This window comes from Dactylosporangium sp. CA-152071 (assembly GCF_050936335.1).
Classification (GTDB): domain Bacteria; phylum Actinomycetota; class Actinomycetes; order Mycobacteriales; family Micromonosporaceae; genus Dactylosporangium; species Dactylosporangium maewongense.
On record NZ_JBNJMZ010000002.1, the window covers coordinates 4410718 to 4432806 of the forward strand.

The 22089-nt window shown below is 67.5% G+C and carries 14 protein-coding genes and 3 pseudogenes; 9 read left to right on the plus strand and 8 right to left on the minus strand.

Annotated elements, in window-relative coordinates; all coding sequences use genetic code 11:
- Positions 1–21: 21 nt before the first annotated feature.
- Both ACQEVZ_RS59510 and ACQEVZ_RS59515 read left to right on the plus strand, forming a co-directional pair.
- Complete coding sequence (locus ACQEVZ_RS59510) at positions 22–246, plus strand: hypothetical protein (protein ID WP_433385859.1); 225 nt, start codon at positions 22–24, stop codon at positions 244–246.
- Positions 247–409: 163 nt separating this feature from the next.
- A complete protein-coding gene (locus ACQEVZ_RS59515) occupies positions 410–844 on the plus strand; it encodes a transposase family protein (RefSeq protein ID WP_433386228.1) in 435 nt (144 codons plus the stop codon).
- A gap of 61 nt (positions 845–905) precedes the next feature.
- On the opposite strand, the gene ACQEVZ_RS59520 is transcribed toward ACQEVZ_RS59515, so the two are convergent.
- From ACQEVZ_RS59520 to ACQEVZ_RS59530, 3 genes are read right to left on the minus strand one after another with little or no spacing between them, the layout of a single operon-like run.
- On the minus strand, positions 906–2492 hold the full coding sequence (locus ACQEVZ_RS59520; protein WP_433383950.1) for an integrase: 1587 nt from the start codon (positions 2490–2492) through the stop codon (positions 906–908).
- Positions 2492–2809, minus strand: coding sequence for a helix-turn-helix domain-containing protein (locus ACQEVZ_RS59525; RefSeq protein ID WP_433383952.1), 318 nt, complete (start codon positions 2807–2809; stop codon positions 2492–2494). Before ACQEVZ_RS59525 ends, ACQEVZ_RS59520 begins: the two co-directional genes overlap by 1 nt.
- Positions 2806–3882, minus strand: coding sequence for a tyrosine-type recombinase/integrase (locus ACQEVZ_RS59530; protein WP_433383954.1), 1077 nt, complete (start codon positions 3880–3882; stop codon positions 2806–2808). The genes ACQEVZ_RS59525 and ACQEVZ_RS59530 overlap by 4 nt, the downstream gene beginning before the upstream one ends.
- A 183-nt stretch (positions 3883–4065) precedes the next feature.
- Here ACQEVZ_RS59530 and ACQEVZ_RS59535 point away from each other — a divergent pair, with 183 nt between their 5' ends.
- Positions 4066–5190: an ISL3 family transposase gene (locus ACQEVZ_RS59535; protein WP_433385862.1), complete on the plus strand. Its 1125-nt coding sequence runs from the start codon at positions 4066–4068 to the stop codon at positions 5188–5190.
- Between the two features lie 48 nt (positions 5191–5238).
- Here ACQEVZ_RS59535 and ACQEVZ_RS59540 read toward each other — a convergent pair whose 3' ends face one another.
- On the minus strand, positions 5239–5535 hold the full coding sequence (locus ACQEVZ_RS59540) for a transposase (RefSeq protein WP_433385865.1): 297 nt from the start codon (positions 5533–5535) through the stop codon (positions 5239–5241).
- Here ACQEVZ_RS59540 and ACQEVZ_RS59545 point away from each other — a divergent pair.
- Both ACQEVZ_RS59545 and ACQEVZ_RS59550 read left to right on the plus strand, forming a co-directional pair.
- Positions 5526–5813 (plus strand): annotated as a pseudogene (locus ACQEVZ_RS59545) (transposase); the annotation flags it as partial. The gene ACQEVZ_RS59540 and the pseudogene ACQEVZ_RS59545 sit on opposite strands and share 10 nt — an antisense overlap.
- Positions 5814–6463: 650 nt before the next feature.
- The gene (locus tag ACQEVZ_RS59550; RefSeq protein ID WP_433385868.1) at positions 6464–6982 is read left to right on the plus strand and encodes a hypothetical protein; all 519 of its coding nucleotides are present in this window, start codon (positions 6464–6466) and stop codon (positions 6980–6982) included.
- A gap of 406 nt (positions 6983–7388) precedes the next feature.
- On the opposite strand, the gene ACQEVZ_RS59555 is transcribed toward ACQEVZ_RS59550, so the two are convergent.
- Positions 7389–8600, minus strand: a complete 1212-nt coding sequence (locus ACQEVZ_RS59555; protein WP_433384086.1) for an ISAs1 family transposase — start codon at positions 8598–8600, stop codon at positions 7389–7391.
- A 293-nt stretch (positions 8601–8893) separates the two neighbouring features.
- Here ACQEVZ_RS59555 and ACQEVZ_RS59560 point away from each other — a divergent pair, with 293 nt between their 5' ends.
- Both ACQEVZ_RS59560 and ACQEVZ_RS59565 read left to right on the plus strand, forming a co-directional pair.
- Positions 8894–9640 (plus strand): reverse transcriptase domain-containing protein, encoded by a 747-nt coding sequence (locus tag ACQEVZ_RS59560; RefSeq protein ID WP_433385871.1) that lies wholly within the window; start codon positions 8894–8896, stop codon positions 9638–9640.
- Between the two features lie 347 nt (positions 9641–9987).
- A pseudogene (locus ACQEVZ_RS59565) lies at positions 9988–11109 on the plus strand (recombinase family protein); the annotation flags it as partial.
- A 195-nt stretch (positions 11110–11304) separates the two neighbouring features.
- Here the strand turns inward: ACQEVZ_RS59565 and ACQEVZ_RS59570 are convergent.
- Positions 11305–12342, minus strand: coding sequence for a reverse transcriptase N-terminal domain-containing protein (locus ACQEVZ_RS59570; RefSeq protein WP_433386230.1), 1038 nt, complete (start codon positions 12340–12342; stop codon positions 11305–11307).
- Positions 12343–13014: 672 nt separating this feature from the next.
- On the opposite strand from ACQEVZ_RS59570, the pseudogene ACQEVZ_RS59575 reads away from it, so the two are divergent.
- Positions 13015–13149, plus strand: a pseudogene (locus ACQEVZ_RS59575) (IS701 family transposase); the annotation flags it as partial.
- 5 nt (positions 13150–13154) lie between these two features.
- A complete protein-coding gene (locus ACQEVZ_RS59580; protein WP_392809804.1) occupies positions 13155–13313 on the plus strand; it encodes a hypothetical protein in 159 nt (52 codons plus the stop codon).
- A gap of 303 nt (positions 13314–13616) precedes the next feature.
- Here ACQEVZ_RS59580 and ACQEVZ_RS59585 read toward each other — a convergent pair whose 3' ends face one another.
- Complete coding sequence (locus ACQEVZ_RS59585) at positions 13617–17438, minus strand: hypothetical protein (RefSeq protein WP_433385875.1); 3822 nt, start codon at positions 17436–17438, stop codon at positions 13617–13619.
- A gap of 3096 nt (positions 17439–20534) precedes the next feature.
- On the minus strand, positions 20535–22028 hold the full coding sequence (locus ACQEVZ_RS59590; protein WP_433385878.1) for an IS1380 family transposase: 1494 nt from the start codon (positions 22026–22028) through the stop codon (positions 20535–20537).
- Positions 22029–22089 lie beyond the last annotated feature (61 nt).

Consider the following 22089-nt stretch of genomic DNA (forward strand, 5'->3'; position numbering starts at 1 on the left):
CTGAGTCGAAAATGAACGTCAGTGGATCGGGTCGAGGGTGACTTGGTAGCCGAGTTGGTTGAGTTGGCCGATGAGTCGTCTGGCGTTCCTGACTGGATCGGTTCGGGTGAGGAAGTGGGCAGCGCCGAGGTCGTGGTAGTCGGTGTCGTGGGTGATCATGTGCCAGGTCGCGATGAGGATGCTGTGGCCGACGGCGACGACGGGTGTGGACGCTCACCGAATGTGGTTCTGGCGATGATCTTGTGATAGTCGATATCGGCGCGTCCGGTCGGTGTCCGGTGTGGACTGTGGTAACTGACCGCAGTGCGATCTTGAGCGGCTGTTGCCGCACCTGGCGGAGGTCACGATCGACGGGATTCACGAGACGGGCGGCCGGATCGTGATCGAGGCCCGGTCAGGCCGGGACCGAGTGCCCTGTCCAGACTGCGGTGCCGAATCGGTCCGGGTGCACGGCCGCTACCATCGGCGGCTGGCGGACACCGCCCTCGCCGGACGGCCGGTTGTGATCCGACTGCTGGTACGACGGCTGGTCTGTGGACAGACCGAGTGTGCTCGGGTCACGTTCGTCGAGCAGATCCCGGGCCTGACGACGCCGCACTCCAGGTACAGCCCGCCGTTGCGGGCGGCGTTGACCGCGATCGGCGTCGCCCTGGCCGGCCGGCCAGGCGCTCGGCTGGCTCGGAAGCTGGGCATGTCCGTCAGCCGGGACACCCTGCTTGGCCTGCTCCGCGCGGCACCGATTCCACAGCCGCCCGCGGTCACCGCGCTCGGCGTCGACGATTTCGCCCTGCGCCGTGGCCACGTCTACGGCACTGTGCCTCCGCCGTGGGTTCAGCTCGACTGAGCGTTGTTCATCGGGAACCCGAGGGTGTTCGAAGGCCGGGCGGTGTGGTGTGGCCTTGTGTTCATGGCGAACCGGTGTCGTGCTGCTCGGCGCCTTGTTCGAGGATTTGTCGTGCGGCGTGGGCGTATCGGATGGCGGTGTTCTCGTGGATGCCGAACACGGCGGTGAGGTGGAGCGGGTCGGGGCCGTGGACGAGGGCTTCTTCGAGTTGGCGGTCGGTGTGAAGTCGTTCGAGGGTGGCGGTGAGCCCCCAGAAGGCGCGGGTGATCCAGACTCTGCTGACCGGTCCGGTTTCCAGCGCGGTGATGCGGTTGATGAGCAGGTGCGGGTTAGCGGTGTTCGGCCATCGGGTTCGGCGCTGCTCGAGCCACTCGAGGATCGTGTCGCGGGTGAGGTTGTCGAGCGGGCGGACGCGGCCGGCGAGGACGAGACGACGGTTGCCGATGTCGACGTCGTCGAGGCGCAGGGTGAGGATGTCTTTGGAGCGGGCGGCGTGCACCGTGGCCAGGACGACGGCGACGCGGTAGGCCGGTGTTGTCGCTGCGTTGATCGCTTCGTGGATATCGGCTGGTTGCAGGGGCAGGATCGCGGTGGGCTCGACCCGGGTTGGCCGGATGCGGGTCGTGGGATCACGGAAGATCGTGCCGGTCTTCTTGGCGTGCCGGAACAGCGAGCGCAGGATGCTGAGCGTGATGTGCCGCTTGCTGCCGTGCAGCGTGGCGGTGGCGTCGAGGACGTCCTGGCGGGTCACCTCGCGCAGGTGTGCGTGCTGATCCGACCAGTGCAGCAGCAGCGGCCTGATGGCGTTGAGGTAGCTCCAGGCGGTTTCGGGGTTGCGGGCGCGGGTGCGTGGGCCGCCGTCGCGGAGCGTTCGCAGCCATGCCTCGACGGTGGTTCGGATGGCCGGGGGGAGCGCGCCGAGTTTGCGGTCGAGCCACGCGTCGAATGCTGCGGGTTTGTCGTCGTGGAACAGCCCCGCCCGGTCGAGGACGTCGATGGTGCGCTCGATCGTCAGCCCGCGCAGGCGCAGTGCCGGGGCCAGTTCGGTGTAGCGGAGCCGGTCGTCGCCGTTGTGGCCGGACAGCAGGATGACCAAGGCTCGGTCGACGTCTTTCGCGACCCATCGGCTCCAGCCGCGGGACGCCGCCAGGGCCTGCGCGATGTGGCGGGCTTGCACCAGAGCGGGGTTGGTCAGGTCGGCATGACGGCGGCGGTCGAAACCGACGAAGTCACGGCCGCTGTGAAAGGGCAGGCGCAGCTGCACCCAGCTCGCTGCCGGCCGTTCGGGTGCGGCGGCCGGTGCCGGTGCGGCGCGGCGCCCGCGTTTGCCGAGACGCTCGCGTCCCGGCAGTCGGTAGAAGTCCCGGTGCATCCGGGCGAAGAACAACTGCTGATGGCGCACGGCGTGCAGAAACGGCGCCGAGACGTGCGTGTGGCCGGCCGCCTTCGCATCGTGCAGGGCCTGCAGCCAGCACAGCCGGCAGTAGCCCTTGTTGACCGGGACGACACGGCGGCATGCGCTGCACTCGCCGCGATCATGCAGCCCGCGGAAGGTGTAGCAGGCGCGGCAGCACGAGCCGGGCAGGACACCCCAGGCGAAGCACTCGGCGCAACTGGCGGCTGCCTTGTGCGGCGAGATCCCGCCCATCAGGCCGGCGGCAGCGATCGGCCGTCACGACGCCGTGGGGTCACCCGGGTCCCAGCCACTGCGGCGATGCGGCCCGGGGCGGCGTCGGGCTGGCGGACCTTGTCCGGCTCCGGGATGAGGACATCGGCAACGCCGCAGCCGAGCACGGCGCAGATGACGTCGAGGTCGTCGAGCTTGATGCTGGCCGGGTTGCCCGACCACAGGCCGGACATCTTCCCGGCGGAGATGACCAGACCACGTTCGGCGAGCATCTGTTGCAGCTCGCTGGCTTTCCAGACGCCGCGCTGGGCCGCGGCCAGGCGCAGGTTCCATTTCACTGCAGCAGTCCTTTCAGCCGGTCGGCCGCGCGTTGCTGTCCCGCAACCCAGGCGTCCTCGACGTGCGTCCGGTGGACGTGGATGTAGTGCATGGTGGTCGCGATCCAGGAGTGGCCGAGCACCTCCTGGATCGACACCAGATCCAGTCCACCCTGATATAGCTGAGACGCGCAGAAATGCCGCAACACGTGCGGGGTGAGCGCATCCGTCCACTGTGGAAGGTGCCGAGCCGCGGCGTCGGCGAGTCCCACCCGCAGGGCGTCGTCGCCGACGCGGGCGCAGCTGCCGTCGGTGTTGCGGCGTTCGGACGGGAACAACGGCGCGCCCGGCCGGGCGTGATCGTCGTCGAAGTGTCCCCACACGTCCTCGATGAACCAGCGCAACGTCCGTCCCGCGTTGTTGACCAGCGGCACGATCCGTTCCCGCGGCCCGGAGCCGCGTTTGCCCTTGCCGTAGCGGACGTGGACCTTGCCGAACCGGCCCAGGTCCCACTTGATGTCGTGCAGGTCCAGCTGGCGGGCCTCGTTCACGCGCAGCCCGATCTCCGACATCAACCGTGCCGCCGCGTAGTTGCGGGCCGTCGGCGCGAACTTCCGGCATGTCGCGAGTTCGTCCCGCCAGCCACCGAACAACCGGCCCATCTCGGCCTCCGACGGTGGAATCCGCAGCCTGCTCTCCACCCCGCCGCGGGGCCGGTTCAGCTCGTCGATCGGGCACTCGACCACCCGACCGGTCATCTGATGGATCTCGACCTTGTGCCGCAACTCCAGGAACGCGAAGTACGTCTTGAGCGTCTGTGCCCGCGCCAGACGTGTCCCCTTGGCTGCGTCGCGGATCACCCGGCCGAAATACGCGTCGGCGTCCGCCGGCTGCATGTCCCACAACGGCCGGCCGAGCCAGGTCCGAACCTGCTCCAGATGCCCGACATCGCCACGGATCGTCGAGTCCGACAGCCCCGCCGAGGACCGCGCCAGCACGAACCCGGCCAGCACATCGGTCTCGAAGTCGGCGATCTGCTCGGCCGTCGCCGGTCGCCGCGCATCGCGCAGATCCCGGACCGCCGCCAACCTCAACCCGAGTCTCCTCGCCTTCACCGCGACCGCAAACCGGTCACCGCAGACGACAACGACTCAAGATTTCTGAAGTAACGTCAACTCGCCGACGACGAGACAACCAGGTGACAGAAGACCACGTCAGCGACCTGCAACGGACTCCAGTACTGGCCAGCACACCCGGGAACCCCAGGGTTGTTTCTTATGCTGGACATGGACACCCACCGCCCAGTCGACGTACTGCCTGGCCGCACCGCCGAACCCCTCACCGCCTGGCTTCAGGAGCATCCCGGAGCGGAGATAATCTGCCGGGATCGGGCCGGCGCCTACTCCGAAGGCGCCCGTGCGGGTGCACCAGATGCAATCCAAGTCGCGGACAGATGGCATATTTGGCACAACGTGGGCGAAGCCGTGGACAAGACCGTCACCGCGCATCACGCCTGCGTCCGGGCCGCGATGACCGCCGAAGTCGGGCCGGCCACCAGCCCGGCTCCCGATGCCAGCTCGGAGCCCACCCCCGACGCCGAACCAGCAGCAGCCGTGCCGGACGGGTCGCTCGACGTGTGCGGTCGCGAGCGGTCGCTGGTCGTGCGCACTCGCGAGCGCTATACCGCGGTGCAGCAACTGCTGGCCGACGGCGCCTCACTGGCCGAGATCGGCCGGCGGCTCGAGCTGGAACGCGGCACCGTGCGTCGCTTTGCCCGCGCCGCCACCCTCGACGAACTGCTCGTCAAGGCCGTCAACCGGGCCAGCCTGCTCGATGGCTACACCCAACACCTGGACTCTCGGTTCGCTGCCGGCGTCACCAACGCCGCCGTCCTGCACGCCGAGCTGGCCGCCCTCGGGTTCACCGGCAGCGTCCAGACGATCCGCCGCTGGCTCCACCCCTTGCGGGCAGCCGTCCCCACCGCGCCGCGACCGACCCGGCCGGCGGTCCCGAAACCGCGTCACATCACCCGCTGGATCATGACCGACCCGCAGCGCCTGGCCCCGGACCAGCACGCCCAACTTGCCGACGTACTCACGAGCTGCCCTGAGCTCCAGGCCCTTGCCTGCCACGTCCGCGACTTCGCCGACCTCATGAACAAGCACCGCGGCGACCGCCTATCCGACTGGATGCTGCGGGTGCAGGCCGACAACCTGCCTGCCCTGCACTCTCTGGCCACCGGCCTGCGCCGCGACCTGGACGCGGTCATCGCTGGCATGACCATGATCTGGAGCTCCGGCGCGGTCGAGGGCGCCGTAAACAGAATCAAAACAATAAAACGATCTATGTATGGCCGGGCTGGCTTCGATCTCCTGCGTCGCCGAATCCTGCTCAGCGACTAACTTCTCTGGACCACAAGATCATCGCCAGAACCCAATTACGTGAGCGAATCAGACCCCGACGGGAACATTCGGTGAGCGCTGACAGACGGCGCGTTTGGTGCCGCGTCTGCTGGCGATGCGTCGGTAGCGGGCTTGGAGGTAGGTGTCTTTGCTGCGGCTGGCCGCGGCGGCGGCTTCACCGAGGGCGCCGCGGAGCCATGGGTCGCCTTTGCGGGTGGCGCCGCCGTGGTGTTTCCCGGCCGATTCGTGGTTGCCGGGACACATCCCGGCCCAGGATGCGGTCTGTTCCGCACCGGGTTTGATGGAGACATCGAAATCTGGGAGGAAGATCAGCGATGCCCGCACCGAAGAAGTACCCGGATGATCTGCGTGAGCGTGCGACCCGGTTGGCGGTCGAGGCCCGCCGGGACCCGGCCGGCGCGGCGGGAGCGATCCGGCGGATCGCCGACCAGCTCGGGATTCATCCGGAGGCGTTGCGTACCTGGGTGAAGAAGGCGGAGACCGATGCAGGCGAGCGGCCGGGCGCAACCAGCAGCGACGCGGAGCGCATCGCCGCCCTCGAGCGGGAGAATCGTGAGCTGCGGCGGGCGAACCAGATCCTGAAGTCCGCAGCAAGTTTCTTCGCGGCGGAGCTGTGCGCCACGTAGCGCTGATTGATCGAGGAGGGTGAGAGACCTTCCCGCCGGGTCGTCGCAGCGGCCCGGTTGAAGCCTGAGGGCAGCCTGATCCGCGCAATGGCGGTGAGGGTGGCAAGCGGCCCTGACGAAGGCGGGACGTGCTGGGGCTGCCAGACGGTGCGGGCTCGTCAAGGCGAGGCCAGAAGGTGTAACGCGAGTGAACCAGTGTTTGACGCTCCGTAAGAGCGAAGCCGGCTCCAACCTGGTGGATATGGGCCGGTGAGCAGCGCACGATCAACACGCTCCTGCTGGTGTTGGTCGACTCCGAAGCCGTTTAGCTCCGGCGGTGGGGAGGCCATGGTGAAGGTCTGCGGCGTAGCCGTGGCGATGCTGCCGGAGTAGAGCTGGGCGCCTCCCTGGCTGATCGATCGATGTGGTGAACGTGGGAACCGACCGGCGTTCGCCGAGCCCCCATCCGTCCAGGACGGGGGTCGGCAGGCGTGTTGCCGCTGATTGGGTGACCGGTCGGGGCGGAGGCCTCGTAGTAGTCGCGGGCGTGACGACCCGTCGTCGGGGTTCGGGAGAGCCGGACGCAGGGCGAAGGGGGCCAGCAAGTCGGCAGGGCGGATGTTGGAATGCCAGGAGGGGTGTCGCCGGTGAATACCGACGATCCGGAGTTGGCTCTGTTGCGGGCTGAGGATCGGGTACTGGAGATCCAGACCAAGCTGCACCGTTGGGCTCGTGATGATCCTCATCGCCAGTTCGGCGACCTGTTCAACCTTGTCACCGATCCCGCGTTCCTGCTGGTGGCGTGGGATCGAGTGCGGAGCAACAAGGGTGCCAGGACCGCTGGGGTGGACGGGCGGACCGCCTTGTCCATCGTGCTGCGCGTCGGGGTCGAGGAGTTCCTCGACGGGCTGCGGGCCTCGTTGAAGGACCGTAGTTTCCGGCCGCTGCCGGTGCGGGAACGGATGATCCCGAAGCCTGGCGGTAAGTTGCGCCGGTTGGGGATCGCCACGATCACCGACCGGGTGGTTCAGGCATCCGTGAAGCTGGTGTTGGAGCCGATCTTCGAGGCGGACTTCCTCCCATGTTCCTACGGGTTTGTGCGCCACGAGGTGCGTGGCATCGAGGGAGGTGGGAGACCTTCCCGCTGCATCGTCGCAGCGATGTAGTGCAGCTGGGGGCAGCCTGATCCGGGGGACGCCGGGGAGGGCGGGAAGCAGCCCCGACAACGCCGGGACGGCCTGGCACTGCCAGACGGGCCGGGTTCGGCAAGCGAGATCAGAAGGTGGAACGTGAGTGAACCAGCGGTTGACGCCCCGTAAGAAGAGTGCCGGCTCAAATCTGGTGGATATGGGCCGGGGTGCAGTGCGTGACCCGTGGGCTGTTGACATGGGTCAACTCCGAAGCCGAGTGAATCCGTCGGTGGGGAGGCCACATTGAAGGTCTGCGGCGTAGGTGTGGCGATGCTGTCGGGGTAGAGCTGGCCACCGACCTGGTCAATCGATGTCACGTGAACGTGGGAACTGTCCGCGGTCGCCCGTCCCACTGTCCATCCAGGACGGTGGTGGGCCAGGGTCATTGCGTAGTCGGGTAGCTGCTGGTCACGGCGTTGATGAGGTCGTGTGATCGGCGGTTGGCGTGTCTGGTGGCTCGGGCGATGTTGGGTGCGTCGTTGGTTCGGTGGTAGCCGATTGCGGTGTTGCGCAGGGTGGCGATGACGGCGGGTCCGGTACCGGTCCGGGCTTGGTGGAGGTCTTCACGGAACGTCACGTCGCGCACGTGGTGGACGCGGTTTTCGATGTGCCAGTGGCGGCGGATCCAGTCCTGCAGGTCGCGGGGCTGGGCGTGGCCAGCGGCCAGGCTGATGGTCAGGTAGGCGGTTTCGCGGCTGGTTTTTCCGTTGGTGGTGCGGGTTCTGGTGATCCGGATGGCCTGCTGAGCGTAGGGAAAGCTGATGCCGCCGGGGGTGTGCAGCGTGACGGCTTTGACGGTGCGGGTCTCACGGCGGCCGTGGCCGGTGTCGCGGGTGCGGTTCCCGACCGGTATCTGTGCCCAGGGCAGGCGTTTGAGCTGGTTGTGCAGGGTCGGCTGGTTGGCTTTGACCTGGACCAGTAGGTGTGCGCCGCGGGTGTTGATCTCGCGGGCGTGGCTGGTTTGGGTGTGCAGGGCGTCGGCGACGAACAGCACTCCGGTCAGGTCGCCGAGCACGGCTGTGACGGCGTCCAGCAGTGGTGCGAACGCCGGGATCTCGTTGGATTTGGCGTCCACGGTGACCTGGGCCAGGACGACGCCAGTGCTGGTGTCCAGTGCGGACAGCAGGTGCATCTGGCCGCCGCCCGGACGCCGGGCGCCGCGGAGGGTCTTACCGTCCACGGCGACGACCGTGCGGTACCTGCGTGGCGTGGCGGGGGCAGGTCGGGTCCGGGTGCGCAGCCAGGCGGCCAGGGCCGTGGACAGCAGTTCGGCGTCCAGGCGGGTCAGGAGCCGCCACACCGTCGTGCCGACCGGGCTGCCGCGGGTGAACCCGAGCCTGGCCTTGGCCTGTTCGTCCAGGTCGTGCAGCCAGTCGGTGATCGCGGCGAACGACGACGCCCCGCCCAGCACCGCGCACACAGCGACCGCCAGCAGTGCGGTCAGCGGGTACCGCACACCGCGTGGGTCACGCGGGTCCGGAACCGCGGCGAGGGCGTGCAGGAGACCACCGCGTTCACCATCGGTGACCGGCACAGTCTGGGTGGTGGGGGTGGGCGCGGTGACGGCGAGTGCGGAGATGAGCGATGATGCCATCGGCGGGTGAGGTCCTCGGGGTGTTGTGCAGCGTAGAGAACTTCATGATCACCTATGTGATCTCACCCGTCTCTACCGCCCTCGCAGTGGCCGCGCACCGCGTAGACCCCCAGCTCAAGAGGCTGTCACCGGACTACGCAATCGCCCTGGGTGGTGGGCAGGCTCGTTGCCGGCTGATGGTCGTCGGGCAGGGCGGAGGCTCCGTAGTAGTCCGGGCGCGCGAGAGGCGCGTACATGGCGAAGGGGGCCAGCAAGTCAGCAGGGCGGACGCTGGAATGTCGGGAGGTTCGTCGGTGAATACCGATGAGTTGGAGTCGGCGCTGTTCCGCGCCGAGCTTCGGGTACTGAAGATCCAGACCAAACTGCACCGATGGGCCGGTGATGATCCTCATCGCAGGTTCGATGATTTGTTCAATCTCGTCGCCGATCCTGCCTTCCTGTTGGTGGCGTGGGATCGGGTGCGGGGCAACAAAGGGGCACGCACGGCCGGGGTTGACGGGCGAACCGCCGTGTCCATCCAGGTCGGACAGGGCGTCGAGGAGTTCCTCGACGGGCTGCGGACCTCGTTGAAGGACCGTAGTTTCCGCCCGTTGCCGGTGCGTGAGCGGATGATTCCCAAGGCTGGCGGCAAGCTGCGTCGTCTGGGGATCGCCACCATCACCGACCGGGTGGTCCAGGCATCCTTGAAGCTGGTGCTGGAGCCGATTTTCGAGGCGGATTTCCTCCCGTGCAGCTACGGGTTCCGCCCCGGGCGCCGGGCTCATGATGCGATCGCTGAGACGGTCATGTTCGTCAACAACACTTACGAGTGGATTGTCGAAGGTGACATCACGGCGTGCTTCGACGAGATCTCGCACGCTCCTCTGCTGGAGCGGGTGCGTCATCGGATCGGAGACAAACGCGTCCTGGCCTTGGTGAAGGCGTTTCTCAAGGCGGGCATCCTCGGTGAGGACGGCGCGCTACGGGACAGCCGCACCGGTGCCCCGCAAGGGGGCATCCTCACGCCCCCAACGCAATGGGCAACTTCTCGTTCGATGTGACGCTGCGTTATCGGCGAGTGGAGCGTGAGCGGCGTGTCGCGGTCGATAAGTCGCATTGATGTAAGTATGTTGATGTCATGGTCGGCCGGTCCGCGGCTGCGCAGCTGGCCTGGGCGCGTTGGGGCGCCGGGGCCGGGACGGCCTTTGTCTGGACTTTCCCGGTGGCGGCACGGTTGCGGCCGTCGCTGCTGTGCCGGAAGCGTTGGCGTGCAACGGAATGAGCCGGCGCGGTGTCGAAGTCGAGGTCGTTTTCGACCGTCACGCGGCCGCGGACGTCTCCGCGGCCTACGCCATCTTGGTGCCACCACGCCGGGCCCGCGTCCGGGCCGGTCAGAAGGGAGCGTCCAATGACGAGTGCAGCGATCTACGCCCGGGTGTCCTCGGCCCGGCAGAAGAAGGACGAGACGATCGGCTCGCAGACCGCGGCGCTGCGCACGCACGCCGGGCAGTTGGGCGTCGAACTGCCTGAGGAGTGGGTGTTCGAGGACGAGGGCCACTCCGGGGCCACGTTGCTACGTCCTGGGCTGGAACGGCTGCGTGACCTGGTGGCCTCGGTGGGCGTGGACGTGGTGCTGGTCTACGCGCCGGACCGACTGGCCCGCAAGTTCGCCTACCAGGCCCTACTGATCGAGGAGTTCGCCCGCGCCGGCACCCGGGTGGAGTTCGTGCGCGGCCCGCGCGGGGACAGCCCCGAAGACCAGCTCCTGGTGCAGTTCCAGGGCATGTTCGCCGAGTACGAGAAGGCTCAGCTGATGGAACGCTACCGGCGGGGCAAGACGTTCCGCGCCCGGTCTGGGTCGGTCAACGTCCTCGGCGGTGCTCCGTTCGGCTACCGCTACCTGCGCAAGACCCCCGAGGCCGGCGCCTGCTACGAGATTGTCGAGGCTGAGGCGGCACTGGTCGCCGAAATGTTCCGCCGCTACACCGACGAGGGCGCCACGATCGCCGGCCTGACCCGCTGGCTGACCGGCCAAGGTGTACCGACCCGCACGGGCAAGACCCGCTGGGACCGCTCCGTGGTGTGGGCGATGCTGCGCAATCCCGCCTACGCGGGCACGGCAATGTTCGGCAAGACCCAAGTCGCGCACGACCCGGCTGGCCTCAACCGGGTCGCCCGCAGGCAAGGACGTAGCACCCCACGAGCGAGCAGAACCGTTGACAGGCCCCAAGAAGAGTGGATAGCCATCCCGGTCCCGGCCATCATCGCAGCGGACACGTTCGACCGTGCCGCCCGCCGCCTGGCAGACAATCAGCGCTTCGCCTCCCGCAACAGCAAGGTACCGTCGCTGCTGCAAGGACTGGCCGCGTGCTCGGCCTGCGGCTACGGCTACTACCGCAGCCACACCACCACATCGGCGGGCAACAAGATCTACTACTATCGGTGCCTGGGCTCGGACAACTACCGCTACGAAGGCGGCCGGGTCTGCCACAACCAGCCGGTGCGTGCCGACTACCTCGACACCGTGGTCTGGGACCACATCACCGGCCTGCTCGCCGATCCACAGTTGATCGCAGCCGAAATCGACAAGCGCCTCGAACAGGCCCGTACCAGCGATCCCGCGCGCAAGCAGCGCAAACGCCTCGAACTTGGACTGGCCAGCGCCACCACCGCGATCACCCGCATGATCGAGGCATACTCCGAACAGCTGATCACCCTCGATGAACTACGCAGCCGGATGCCCGGCCTGCGGGCACGGGAAACCAACGCCCGCAACCAGATCCAGGCCCTCGACGCCCAGCTGGCCGACCGCGACGCCTACCTCAAACTCGCCGACAACCTCGAGAGTTTCCTCGCCCACCTCCGCGCCAACGCCCGAACAGCGGAAGTTGTTGAACGGCAACGGGTTCTGCGCCTGCTGGTCAAAAACGTCCTCATCGGACCAGAGAAGATCACGATCCGGCACAGCATCCCCACCCGAGAACGAGCCGACACCACCGACACGGAGGGCGACCATCGCGCAAGTTGCCCATTGCGTTGGGGGCGTGATCACCCCACCCTGAGGACTTCCCTCATCGGTTGGCGCGAACCCTTTGCCGTGCTCGAACACGCCCGCCTTCAGCCACGCCCGAATCATGTCCCTGGCCGGGAACGACCCGAGCGCCGCCAGAAGGTGATTGTGATCAATCTTGTCGAACGCGGCGGTGAGATCGGCGTCCAGAATCCATGTCCGTTTCGCGGTTGGACCACGCAACGTCGTGAACAGGGACGCGATCGCGTCAGCACAGCCACGTCCCGGCCTGAACCCATACGAACGGGGCTCGAACCGTGCTTCCCACTCGGGCTCCAGCGCGTTGCGGACCCTGCCCTGATGGCAGCGGTCCATGATCGCCGGAATGCCGAGCCCGCGCAGCTTTCCATTGGCTTTCGGGATATACACGCGCCTGACCGGCAGGGGCTGCCAGGACGTCGTCGAGCGGTGCACCCGCACCGCCAACTCCATCCGCGCCGCGGAGGTCAGCGCAACCTCCCCGTCCACCCCTGCGGTCTTGCGACCTGCGTTGCGCTGGGTCGCCTGCCGGACGCTGACCAACACGTTCGACCACGACCGCAGCATCATCTTCTGCAACGACCGGACCTTGGCCCAGTCCTGCTCCCGCGTCGCCTTGAAGATCCTCCTGCGCAGTCGTCGTACGTCATCCTCGCAGCTTCGCCAGTCCACAGTGGACCAGATCACGGATGCGTCCTCGGGTCCGTTCACCATCGGTGTCTAACTTGTCCCTCGGCTCCCACGACTCACGACCTCGGTCTTCACCAGCCACCTGCTCACGTCAGCGCCCTTTCAGGCCCAGCCACCAGGACCGGTATCCGGCCAGTTATCCGCACCAGCCGTCAGGAGCACGGCCTTGCGATGCGGTTTCCTGCCGCCTTTCGGCGCACCGGCATTCGCTTCTTGAGCATCCTGTTCCCGCCAGAACGTCGGCTCCCCTTACGGTCGGCCTACCAGGCATCGAGCACCTGGACCCGGACGGGGTTTCCACGTTCCGCACCTCCGAGACACGGCCGGGTTGGGTGCCCTCTATACCCCGAGGCCGGCGGTGTTCCCGCGACCGACTGATCTTCCCCGGTCGCCGCCTGCCGTCTTGCAACGGCCGGGCCCTGTTCCCCGGTCACACTCCGTCTACCCGGGGGTCTGATTCACGAGGCGTCATCGAGGGTTCACTGGTGTTCACCCGTCCGGCCTTCTCCTTGCCTGTAGTCACCGGACGAATCGGAGACCCTCGGGCTTCTGCCCCCGAGCTTCGCACCCCGCAGTTACCCGCGACGCACGTCGAGGTGGAGACAGGCGTCGAACACTCGCCCAGAATCACGCAACCGCCATAGACGGCCTCCTACCTGCGCGTTCACTCGGAACTGTGCGACCTCGTGTCGCACCGATCAGTACCAGGCCCGCCGCTACGACGCCTGGTACGCCCACATCACCCTGGCCATGCTCGCCGCCGCGTTCCTGGTCGCTACCCGGGCCGTGGAAGCCGGAAAGGGGGCACCGTTGACGGCGAGCACACACTGATCCCGTTGACCAGCAACGAGATCCGCCGCCTGTTCGGCAAAATCGTCCTCATTGGACAGACCGTTGCCGCGCATGTGCTGTACTGGTCCGACTGGCGCCGCCATCGGCAAGCACAAGCGAAAGCAAGCCACTACCGCAAACGGCTCGAACAGTACCATACGTGACAAACCGCCGTTGCAGTACTAGAACCGCCGCTCAACTGCGGAACGTGGGTGGTAGGCATGTACACGCCAGGTCACCTCACCACACGTCGGGCACCCCACCGGCGACCCCTGCGTCCGTGCCAGCACCCTCACAACCCGGCCCTGATCGATCACCTCATCGATGACCAGCGAAGACAGCTCCGGAAGCAACGTTCTGACCCAAGCAAGATCGCACCACCGTCAGTCTTCCGTCCAGCCATCGACCACATTCGACCGGGGTACCACCGTTTCTGCGCCAGAGCCGTTCGTTTTACAGACCCGCGGTCAACATTGGACTACGAGTTTTGCGAGTTGCTGGATGGTGTTGATGAGGTCTGTGCCGGCTGGTCCGAGTTCGTTGTTGATGAGGTTGAGGATTCTGTGCCGGTCGGTCAGCCATTCATCGCGGCGGTTGGCGTCGAGGCAGCGTATTGCGTTGCGTTCGGTGTCGGTGAGTGTCAGTGTGTTTCCGCTCAGTGTGATTTCCATTGCGATCTGTAGTGCGGTTTCGCTGTTGCTTGTGTTTGTGTCCGTTGTCCGTGCTGATCTGATCAGTTCGGCGAGGAGGTTGCGCCGATCGGCGATGATGAAGAGGTCCATTTCGCGGTGCTGGTCGGGCGGTTCGTTGTCGTGTTGGGTGTTGCGGAGCAGTAGCTGCTGCCGGTCGGCTGGGTCTGGTGTTTGCAGGTAGTTGAAGGCCAGGTCGGCGTGTTCGGCACGGGCTAGGTCCAGTACTGCTTGGAAGATCTTCGGGCGGTGGTCGTTGGGTGACCGGGTGGTGATCTCGCGTATCTGCCGTGGTGCGTCGTCCTGGTGTAGCACCTGGTGGTGTGTGGTGTGTATCTGCTGTGCGTGGGACCAGTCGGTGGCTGACAGGAACTCGGCCAGTTCTGGTGATGGTCGGTCCGGGATCGGCATGGGCTGGGACAGGTTGTGGGCGTGTTCGAGTGCCTGCCGCAGCTGCGCTTCGGTAAAGGTCTCGGTGACGGTCTCGGTGAGGTGGTCTGCTGGTTGGTCTGCTGGTTGGTCTGGTCCCTGTATGTGCCATTCGTGTCCGAGTCCTCTTGGTCTCGGGTACACGATCGCGACCTGCTGTTGTTGCAGTGCGTGTGCCACTGCTGGGTTCTCGCCCTGGGGGACGAGCACGACCGGTGCCTGGCCGCGCCACCGGAGCCATTCGACTGCAGCGATCAGGTCCAGCAGCGCAGCCGGGTCGTTCAAGGCGAGTACTGGGAACGGTAGCGTTGCAGCCGCATCGCGCAACGCGATCCGGCTCGGGCTGTTGCGTCCGTTGTCTGCGCTGATCAGCGTGAGACCCCGGTCGGCGGCGATGGGGCCGGCGATGCGGTTGGTGGTGGGGTTGGTGGTGGGGTTGGTGGTGGGGTTGGTGGTGGGGTTGGTGGTGGGGTTGGTGGGCGTCAGGGTCCCGTCGACGGTGGGGACGACGATCGGGGCGATGGTGGTGGGGACGGGCGGTGGGCCGGCCGTGGCGGCGGTGGTGGCGGTGGTGGCGGTGGTGGCGGTGGCGGTGGTGGTGGTGGCGGTGGTGGCGGTGGTGGTGGTGGCGGCGGTGGTGGTGGTGGTGGTGGGGATGGTTCGGCGACGTTTGGCAGGCTTTGGCGAATTGGTGGAAGCTGTGGTGGCGGCGGCGGTGATGACTTTGCCGGGTGCGTCGATCCGCTGGAGGGCCCAGTCCTGGTCGGGCTCGGGGAGCTTGTCGGCCCAGTCCCGTATCTTCTGCCGGTCCTCGTCGGTCCAGGCACCGCCGGGTGGCAGCACCGCCGTGCGGAGTCGACGCTTCCCGGCACGGGCGGCTTCCTTGACCATCCCCTGGGCCTGCAACGCCCCCAGGTAGCTGCTAGCGGCGGACGCCGAGTTGATGTTGAGCGGGCCCAGGTCCCCGGCGATGATGTCGTCGGTGCTGACCGCTTCCGGCTTGGTGAGCAGGGCTGCCCACAACCGCAGCGCGGTCGCGGCATCCACCTTGCGGGTTTCGGTCAGTGCTGTATTGATGGTGGTGGGGACGGGCGGTGGGTCGGCTTCGGTGGGGGTGGTGGTGATGACCTGGCCGGGTGCGTCGATCCGCTGGAGGGCCCAGTCCTGGTCGGACTCGGGGAGCTTGTCGGCCCAGTCCCGTACCTTCTGCCGGTCCTCGTTGGTCCAGGCACCGCCGGGTGGCATCACCGCCGTGTGGAGTCGACGCTTCCCGGCACGGGCGGCTTCCTTGACCATCCCCTGGGCCTGCAACGCCCGCAGGTAGCTGCCAGCGGTGGGTGCCGTGTTGATGTTGAGCGGGCCCAGGTCCCCGGCGGCGATGCGGTCAGCGCTGACCGCTTCCGGCTTGGTGAGCAGGGCTGCCCACAACCGCAGCGCGGTCGCGGCAACCACCTCGGGGGTTTCGGTCAGTGCTGTATTGATGGTGGTGGGGACGGGCGGTGGGTCGGCTTCGGTGGTGGTGGTGGTGGTGATGACCTGGCCGGGTGCGTCGATCCGCTTGCGGGCCCAGTTGTGGTCGGACTCGGGGAGCTTGTCGGCCCAGACCCGTATCTTCCGCCGGTCCTCGTTGGTCCAGGCGCCGCCGGGTGGCATCACCGCCGTGTGGAGTTGACGGTTCCCGTCACGGGCGGCTTCCTTGACCATCCCCTGGGCCTGCAACGCCCGCAGGTACCTGCCGGCGGTGGCCGTCGAGTTGATGTTGAGCGGGCCCAGTTTCCCGTCGGCGATGATGTCGGTGCTGACCGCTTGCGGCTTGGTGAGCAGGGCTGCCCACAACCGCAGCGCGGTCGCGGCATTCACCCCGCGGGTTTTCTGCAGTGCTGTATTGATGGTGGTGGGGACGGGCGGTGGGTCGGCTTCGGTGGTGGTGGTGGCGGTGGTGGTGGTGGTGGGGATGGTTCGGCGACGTTTGGCAGGCTTTGGCGAACTGGTGGAAGCTTCGGTGGTGGCGGCGGTGATGACTTTGCCGGGTGCGTCGATCCGCTTGCGGGCCCAGTCCTGGTCGGACTCGGGGAGCCTGTCGGCCCAGTCCCGTACCTTCCGCCGGTCCTCGTCGGTCCAGGCACCGCCGGGTGGCATCACCGCCGTGTGGAGTCGACGGGGCCCGGCACCGGCGACTTTCTCGACCATCCCCTGGGCCTGCAACGCCCCCAGGTACCTGCTAGCGGTGGACGCCGTGTTGATGTTGAGCGGGCCCAGGTCCCCGGCGATGATGTCGTCGGTGCTGACCGCTTCCGGCGTGGTGAGCAGGGCTGCCCACAACCGCAGCGCGGTCGCGGCAGCCACCTCGGGGGTTTCGGTCAGTGCTGTATTGATGGTGGTGGGGACGGGCGGTGGGTCGGCTGCGGTGGTGGTGGTGGTGGTGATGACTTTGCCGGGTGCGTCGATCCGCTGGAGGGCCCAGTCCTGGTCGGACTCGGGGAGCTCGTCGGCCCAGTCCCGTATCTTCCGCCGGTCCTCGTCGGTCCAGGCACCGCCGGGTGGCAGCACCGCCGTGCGGAGTCGACGGTGCCCGTCACGGGCGGCTTCCTTGACCATCCCCTGGGCCTGCAACGCCCGCAGGTAGTGGCTAGCGGTGGGTGCCGTGTTGATGTTGAGCGGGCCCAGGTTCCCGGCGGCGATGTGGTCGGCGCTGACCGCTTCCGGCTTGGTGAGCAGGGCTGCCCACAACCGCAGCGCGGTCGCGGCATCCACATTGGGGGTTTTCTGCAGTGCTGTATTGATGGTGGTGGGGACGGGCGGTGGGTCGGCTGCGGTGGTGGTGGTGGTGGTGGTGGTGGTGATGACCTGGCCGGGTGCGTCGATCCGCTTGCGGGCCCAGTTGTGGTCGGACTCGGGGAGCCTGTCGGCCCAGACCCGTATCTTCCGCCGGTCCTCGTCGGTCCAGGCACCGCCGGGTGGCATCACCGCCGTGCGGAATTGACGGTTCCCGGCACGGGCGGCTTCCTTGACCATCCCCTGGGCCTGCAACGCCCACAGGTAGCTGCTAGCGGCGGACGCCGAGTTGATGTTGAGCGGGCCCAGGTCCCCGGCGGCGATGTCGTCGACGCTGACCGCTTGCGGCGTGGTGAGCAGGGCTGCCCACAACCGCAGCGCGGTCGCGGCAACCACATTGGGGGTTTTCTGCAGTGCTGTATCGATGGTGGCGGGGACGGGCGGTGGGTCGGCTGTGGTGGTGGGGGGGATCCGCTGTTGGGCGGTGGTACGGCCGGGGTCGGGGAGTTGGCCGGTCCAGTGTTGGATCTGTTGGTGTTCGCTGGTTTGCCATGTGCGGGGCAGGCCGGGCCGGTAGCGCACGCCGCCGGCGGAGTGGGATACCTGTCGGGCCAGGCCTGCCAACCGCAGCAGTTTGAGGTGCTGGTATGTCCGAGCCACCCGGGCCGGGTCGGGGATTCCCCGCTTCCGGCTGGGTCCTCGGACGCGACGATGCCGGTGACGTCGGTGGGTGAGAAGTTCCCGGGGGTGGTGAACATGTGTGTCCACAACCGTGCCGCGGTCTCGACCGACGTGCGCTGAACCGGGTCGGCGGTGCCGCGTTCCAGCGTGTGGATCGCGGTGAGAGCAGTCACCACGAGCAGGGGCGGATCACTGACCGTGGGACTGGCTGGGCTGGCCGGTGGCAGCGCGTCAGGCATGTCGGTGTCACTGCCGCTGCCGGTGTCGCTGTGGGTGTGGGTGTGGGTGGGGACGGTCGGCCGGCGTGGATGGATGGGGTCGCCGCCCGGCTCGAACGGTTGGCTGGTCAGCGGTTGGCTGGTCGGGGCCGGCAGGTGGGGTCCGGCGTGCGGCGTGGTGGGGGTGTCGCTTATGTCGCGGTCGTGGAGGGGGGCCAGGAGGGTGCTGAGTTGTTCGACGTAGTCGAGGGCTTCGTCGACAGTGGCGTTCTGACCGAGGGCATACCGCATTTCGAGGATGGCCAGGTGATGCCCGCCGGCGCGGTCGGTTACGGGGAAGTACGTGTGGACGAGGAGCCTGTCCTGGTGGATGGGTTTGGTGCCGGCCCCCAGCGCGGCTCGGAGGTACTGGTACGGCGTGAAGTCGTATCCGTACGGTCGCTGGCGGAAGATGGTGTCCACATCGTTGCGGGCGACACGGCCGACGAAGGTTGCGTTGTGGTTGTTGAAGTGTGCCGCGAAGCGGTCGATCAGGTCTGCCACATGCTCTTTGAGCATGCCGGCCAGGCCGTCGGGCAGGGCCGCGCGGATGCCCGACATCGAGGTACGGGACATCAGCAGCGTGTATCTCTTGGGATTGCCGGCCTTGTCGTCATCGTCGAAGACGTGCAGGAAGGCCGCGATCTGGGTGTAGAGCAGCGCCAGGAACCCGGACAGGACCTCAGCCGAGCCCGGGTCTTCGGGCAGCAGCCGACCGGCCTCGTGCCGTGCGTAGTCCAACGCGTCAACCGTGTGCTGCATGGCGGCGGTGATCTCAAAGAACGCCGGCACCGTCCGGGCCCGCTCAAGCGCAAGACGGAGAAATTCGGCGAGCCGGGTGACCGGCACACCCACGCTGTAGTCCACGTCGATGCTCGGTTCGTCGGGATCGGGAACCACCAACGTCCCAGCCAACCTGGGCTCCAGCACCAACCCGCGACCTTCGGCGATGACCTCCTCGGTGAGCCTGTCGAGACGCTGGCCGTCCACCGGGACGGCCAGCAACGCCGCCGCCCACCGCCGCACCTCCCCGAACACCTCAACCCGGGCAGGCCGGCCCGGCCGGTCCCCGAACAACCCAACCGGAACCGTGACAATCTCCGGCACGTCACGATACAGACCGTCCATCACCAGTTCGGTGAACTTCCCCGTACCCAGCAACAGACCACCACCCGACCGCTTCGGACGAGCCAGCTTCAACCGCGGCAACTCCAACTCCACACCCACCGCCGCGAACCCCAACGAACCACCACCGTCAATATCAGGCCGACCCGGCGGCGTCACCGGCCGCCCGAAACGACCCTCGACAGCCTCAACAACATCAACAGAATCGGCCGCCCACACCACCTCCACCCGCTCCACCCGCCCCGACGACCCCTGCACCGAACCCTGCACCGAACCCTGAACAGACCGCCGACGTTTCACCCCCCGACCGCGCCCCCCACGCCCGACGGTGCCCCCACCGGCAACAACGCGAGTGGCGGCGTCAGCGGCGGCGTGAGTAGCGGCGTCAGTGGCGGCGTGAGTAGCGGCGTGAGTAGCGGCGTGAGTAGCGGCGTGAGTAGCGGCGTGGAAGGCGTGGTCGGACCCGTCGCCCGCGCCGAACGTGTTGGCCGGCGAGACCAGCGCGTGGCCTGCCAACCGCTGGTCCGTGGCGAACTGGTCGAGCACAGGCTGCCCCAACGAGCCGGTCCCCAACAAGCCGGTCCCCAACGACAGATCGGCAGCGCCGCTTCCCGCAACATACCCACGAGGCCACAACCACACCGACACCGCAGACCGCCGCGACACCGGCCGACCACCAGCATCCCAATACTCCAACCGGCCGCTGTCATCACCAACATCCACACCAACCGGCAACCCCACCGGCAACCCCACCGGCAACCCCACCGGCAACCCCACCGGAAACTCCACCGGAACACCCAGAACGTCAACCGCAGCAAACGCCTCAGCCGCCGACGGCAACGGCCGCACCAAACCCGCATCGATCACCAACACGGCACGCACCAACGACGACAACCCAGCCACATACGGCACCAAACCCAACTCCAGCCCAGACCCCCGCAACAAATCCCCATCCAACACCACCCGGACCACACCATCAGCCGGACGAGAACGCGCATACTCCACCACATCCTCAGCCACCTCACCCACCAACGAACGCAACCGAACCACCGTCGCCCGCCCCGCCGGCACCTGCCGCAACACCGGACACAGACCCAACCACTGCGCACCCGTCAACACCCCACCCCCAATACAACAGACCCATCCACCATCAACATAACCCCAACCCACCCAAAGGCCCTGACCCCTGACCTTGAACACGGCCACAGTCCCCCAACCGGGACTATGGGTCTGTAAAAAGGTCTGTCAACTTAGCCCTGATCCACCCCGACGAGGTTTCGACGTTCGGCTCGCCTGAGCTCATGATCTTGGGTGGTGGTCGGGGCGTGCTGGGGTGGCCGGCCGGGTTGCCGGCGTGCTCGTTGGCTTGGTGGGGGTCTGGCGTTGTGGTTGGCGGCGTCGGCTGCGTGTGACTGTCCTGTGTGGAGGGTCAGGCGGGTGGGGCGTGCGCGGTGGTGAACAGGCGTAGCCAGTTGTGTTGCCAGGGCCAGTGTTGCGGCAGGTGGATGGTGACGGCGCGGGCGTGTCGGCTGATCCGGCCGGCGACGTCGATCAGTTGCCGGCGGATGGTGGCGGCGCGGGCGGTGTGGTGGGGTCGGCCGGCAAGGGTGGCGGCGGCGCGGGTGAGGTTGTGGGCGATGGCGATGCAGGTCAGCCAGGCGTTGTTGGCGTTGAACCGGCCCGACGGTAGATGGGCGAGGGGGCCGTCGATGAGTTCGGCGAAGACCTGTTCGATGATGGCGTGGCCACGGTGCTGGGCTTCGGCCTGGACCAGGATGTAGGGGCTGTCGGTGAACGCGGCGTGGTGTCGCCACACGGTGAACAGCACACCTTGGCCATCCACTGTGGACTTCTTCAGGTCGGGGACGCGGCGCGCGATGAGCCGGGCGGTGACCTCGTGGCGGGTGCCTTCGAACGCGGTGTATGCGGTTTCGGAGATCTGTGCGCGGGAGATGAACCGTTGCTGGTCCTCGTCCCAGACCGGTTGCGGGTAGCGGATTTCGGTCCAGGTGTCCTCGCCGATCGTGGCGATCGCCCTGCGGACCTTGGCGTCGATGCGGACCGTGATCGAGAACCGCACCCGGGCCCGGCGGCAGGCGGCGATAACCGTGCGGGAGTAGAACGCCGAGTCCGCGCGGAGCACGATCTCACTCGCCGCCGTCGCCGTCGCCGCCGCCGCCGTCGTCGCCGTCGCCGCCGCCGCCGTCGTCGTCGCCGCCGTCGCCGTGGTCGCCGGCACGGCGCTGCGGGCTGCCTGGGCTGCCAGAACTGCCCTGGTGGTGGCGATGGCCTCGGCGGCCAGCGCGGCCGCGCCGCGGGCGGAACCGGCGTTGCCGGCGCGTAACTGGGTCGCGGCGATCACCGGCGCCGCGTCGGGGGTGCTGATCGTGGCGACGAGCGGGTTCAGGCCACGCAGCAGCACCTGGTAGCCGCCGACCTTGGCGTGACCGAACGCTGCGCCCTGTTTCTGCTTGCCGTAGACCCGCCGCAGCAGCGAGTCGACGTCGATGAACGTGACCGCGCCGGCGCTGGGCAACAGTGGCGCCTGCCCGGCCAGTCGGACCAGGAACTGCCGTCCCGCGGCCTGCAACTGCCGGACGTGGCCGTGGGTGAACGCCCGCAGGAACGAGCCCAGCGTCGACGGCGCGTACACGCCGTCGAACAGCGTCGGCATGCCGCCATGACGCAGTACGTCCAGGTCGTCGATCGAGTCTGCGCCGGTCACCATGCCCGCCACGATCGCGGCGACCTTCCCCGACGCGTTGGACCCCTTATCCGTGGGCACACGCAGCCGGGCATCGACGACACCGTGCAGGTCACACCGCTGCGCCAGAGCCATCACAGGCACCAGCCCGGCACACGACACCACATTCGGATCATCAAACGATGCGCGCACCCGTGCCGCGCCATGCGATATTCTCACCCCGACGGTGCCCTCTCGAACTGGACGATAGAAGCCTCAAGAACCTCTGTCCTTCCAGCTC

Coding starts and splice junctions, on each gene's coding strand:
- ACQEVZ_RS59555 (WP_433384086.1), bottom strand. CDS start 8,600: ATGGCATCATCGCTCATCTCCGCACTCGCCGTCACCGCGCCCACCCCC.
- ACQEVZ_RS59535 (WP_433385862.1), top strand. CDS start 4,066: ATGCTGGACATGGACACCCACCGCCCAGTCGACGTACTGCCTGGCCGC.
- ACQEVZ_RS59570 (WP_433386230.1), bottom strand. CDS start 12,342: ATGGTGAACGGACCCGAGGACGCATCCGTGATCTGGTCCACTGTGGAC.
- ACQEVZ_RS59520 (WP_433383950.1), bottom strand. CDS start 2,492: ATGGGCGGGATCTCGCCGCACAAGGCAGCCGCCAGTTGCGCCGAGTGC.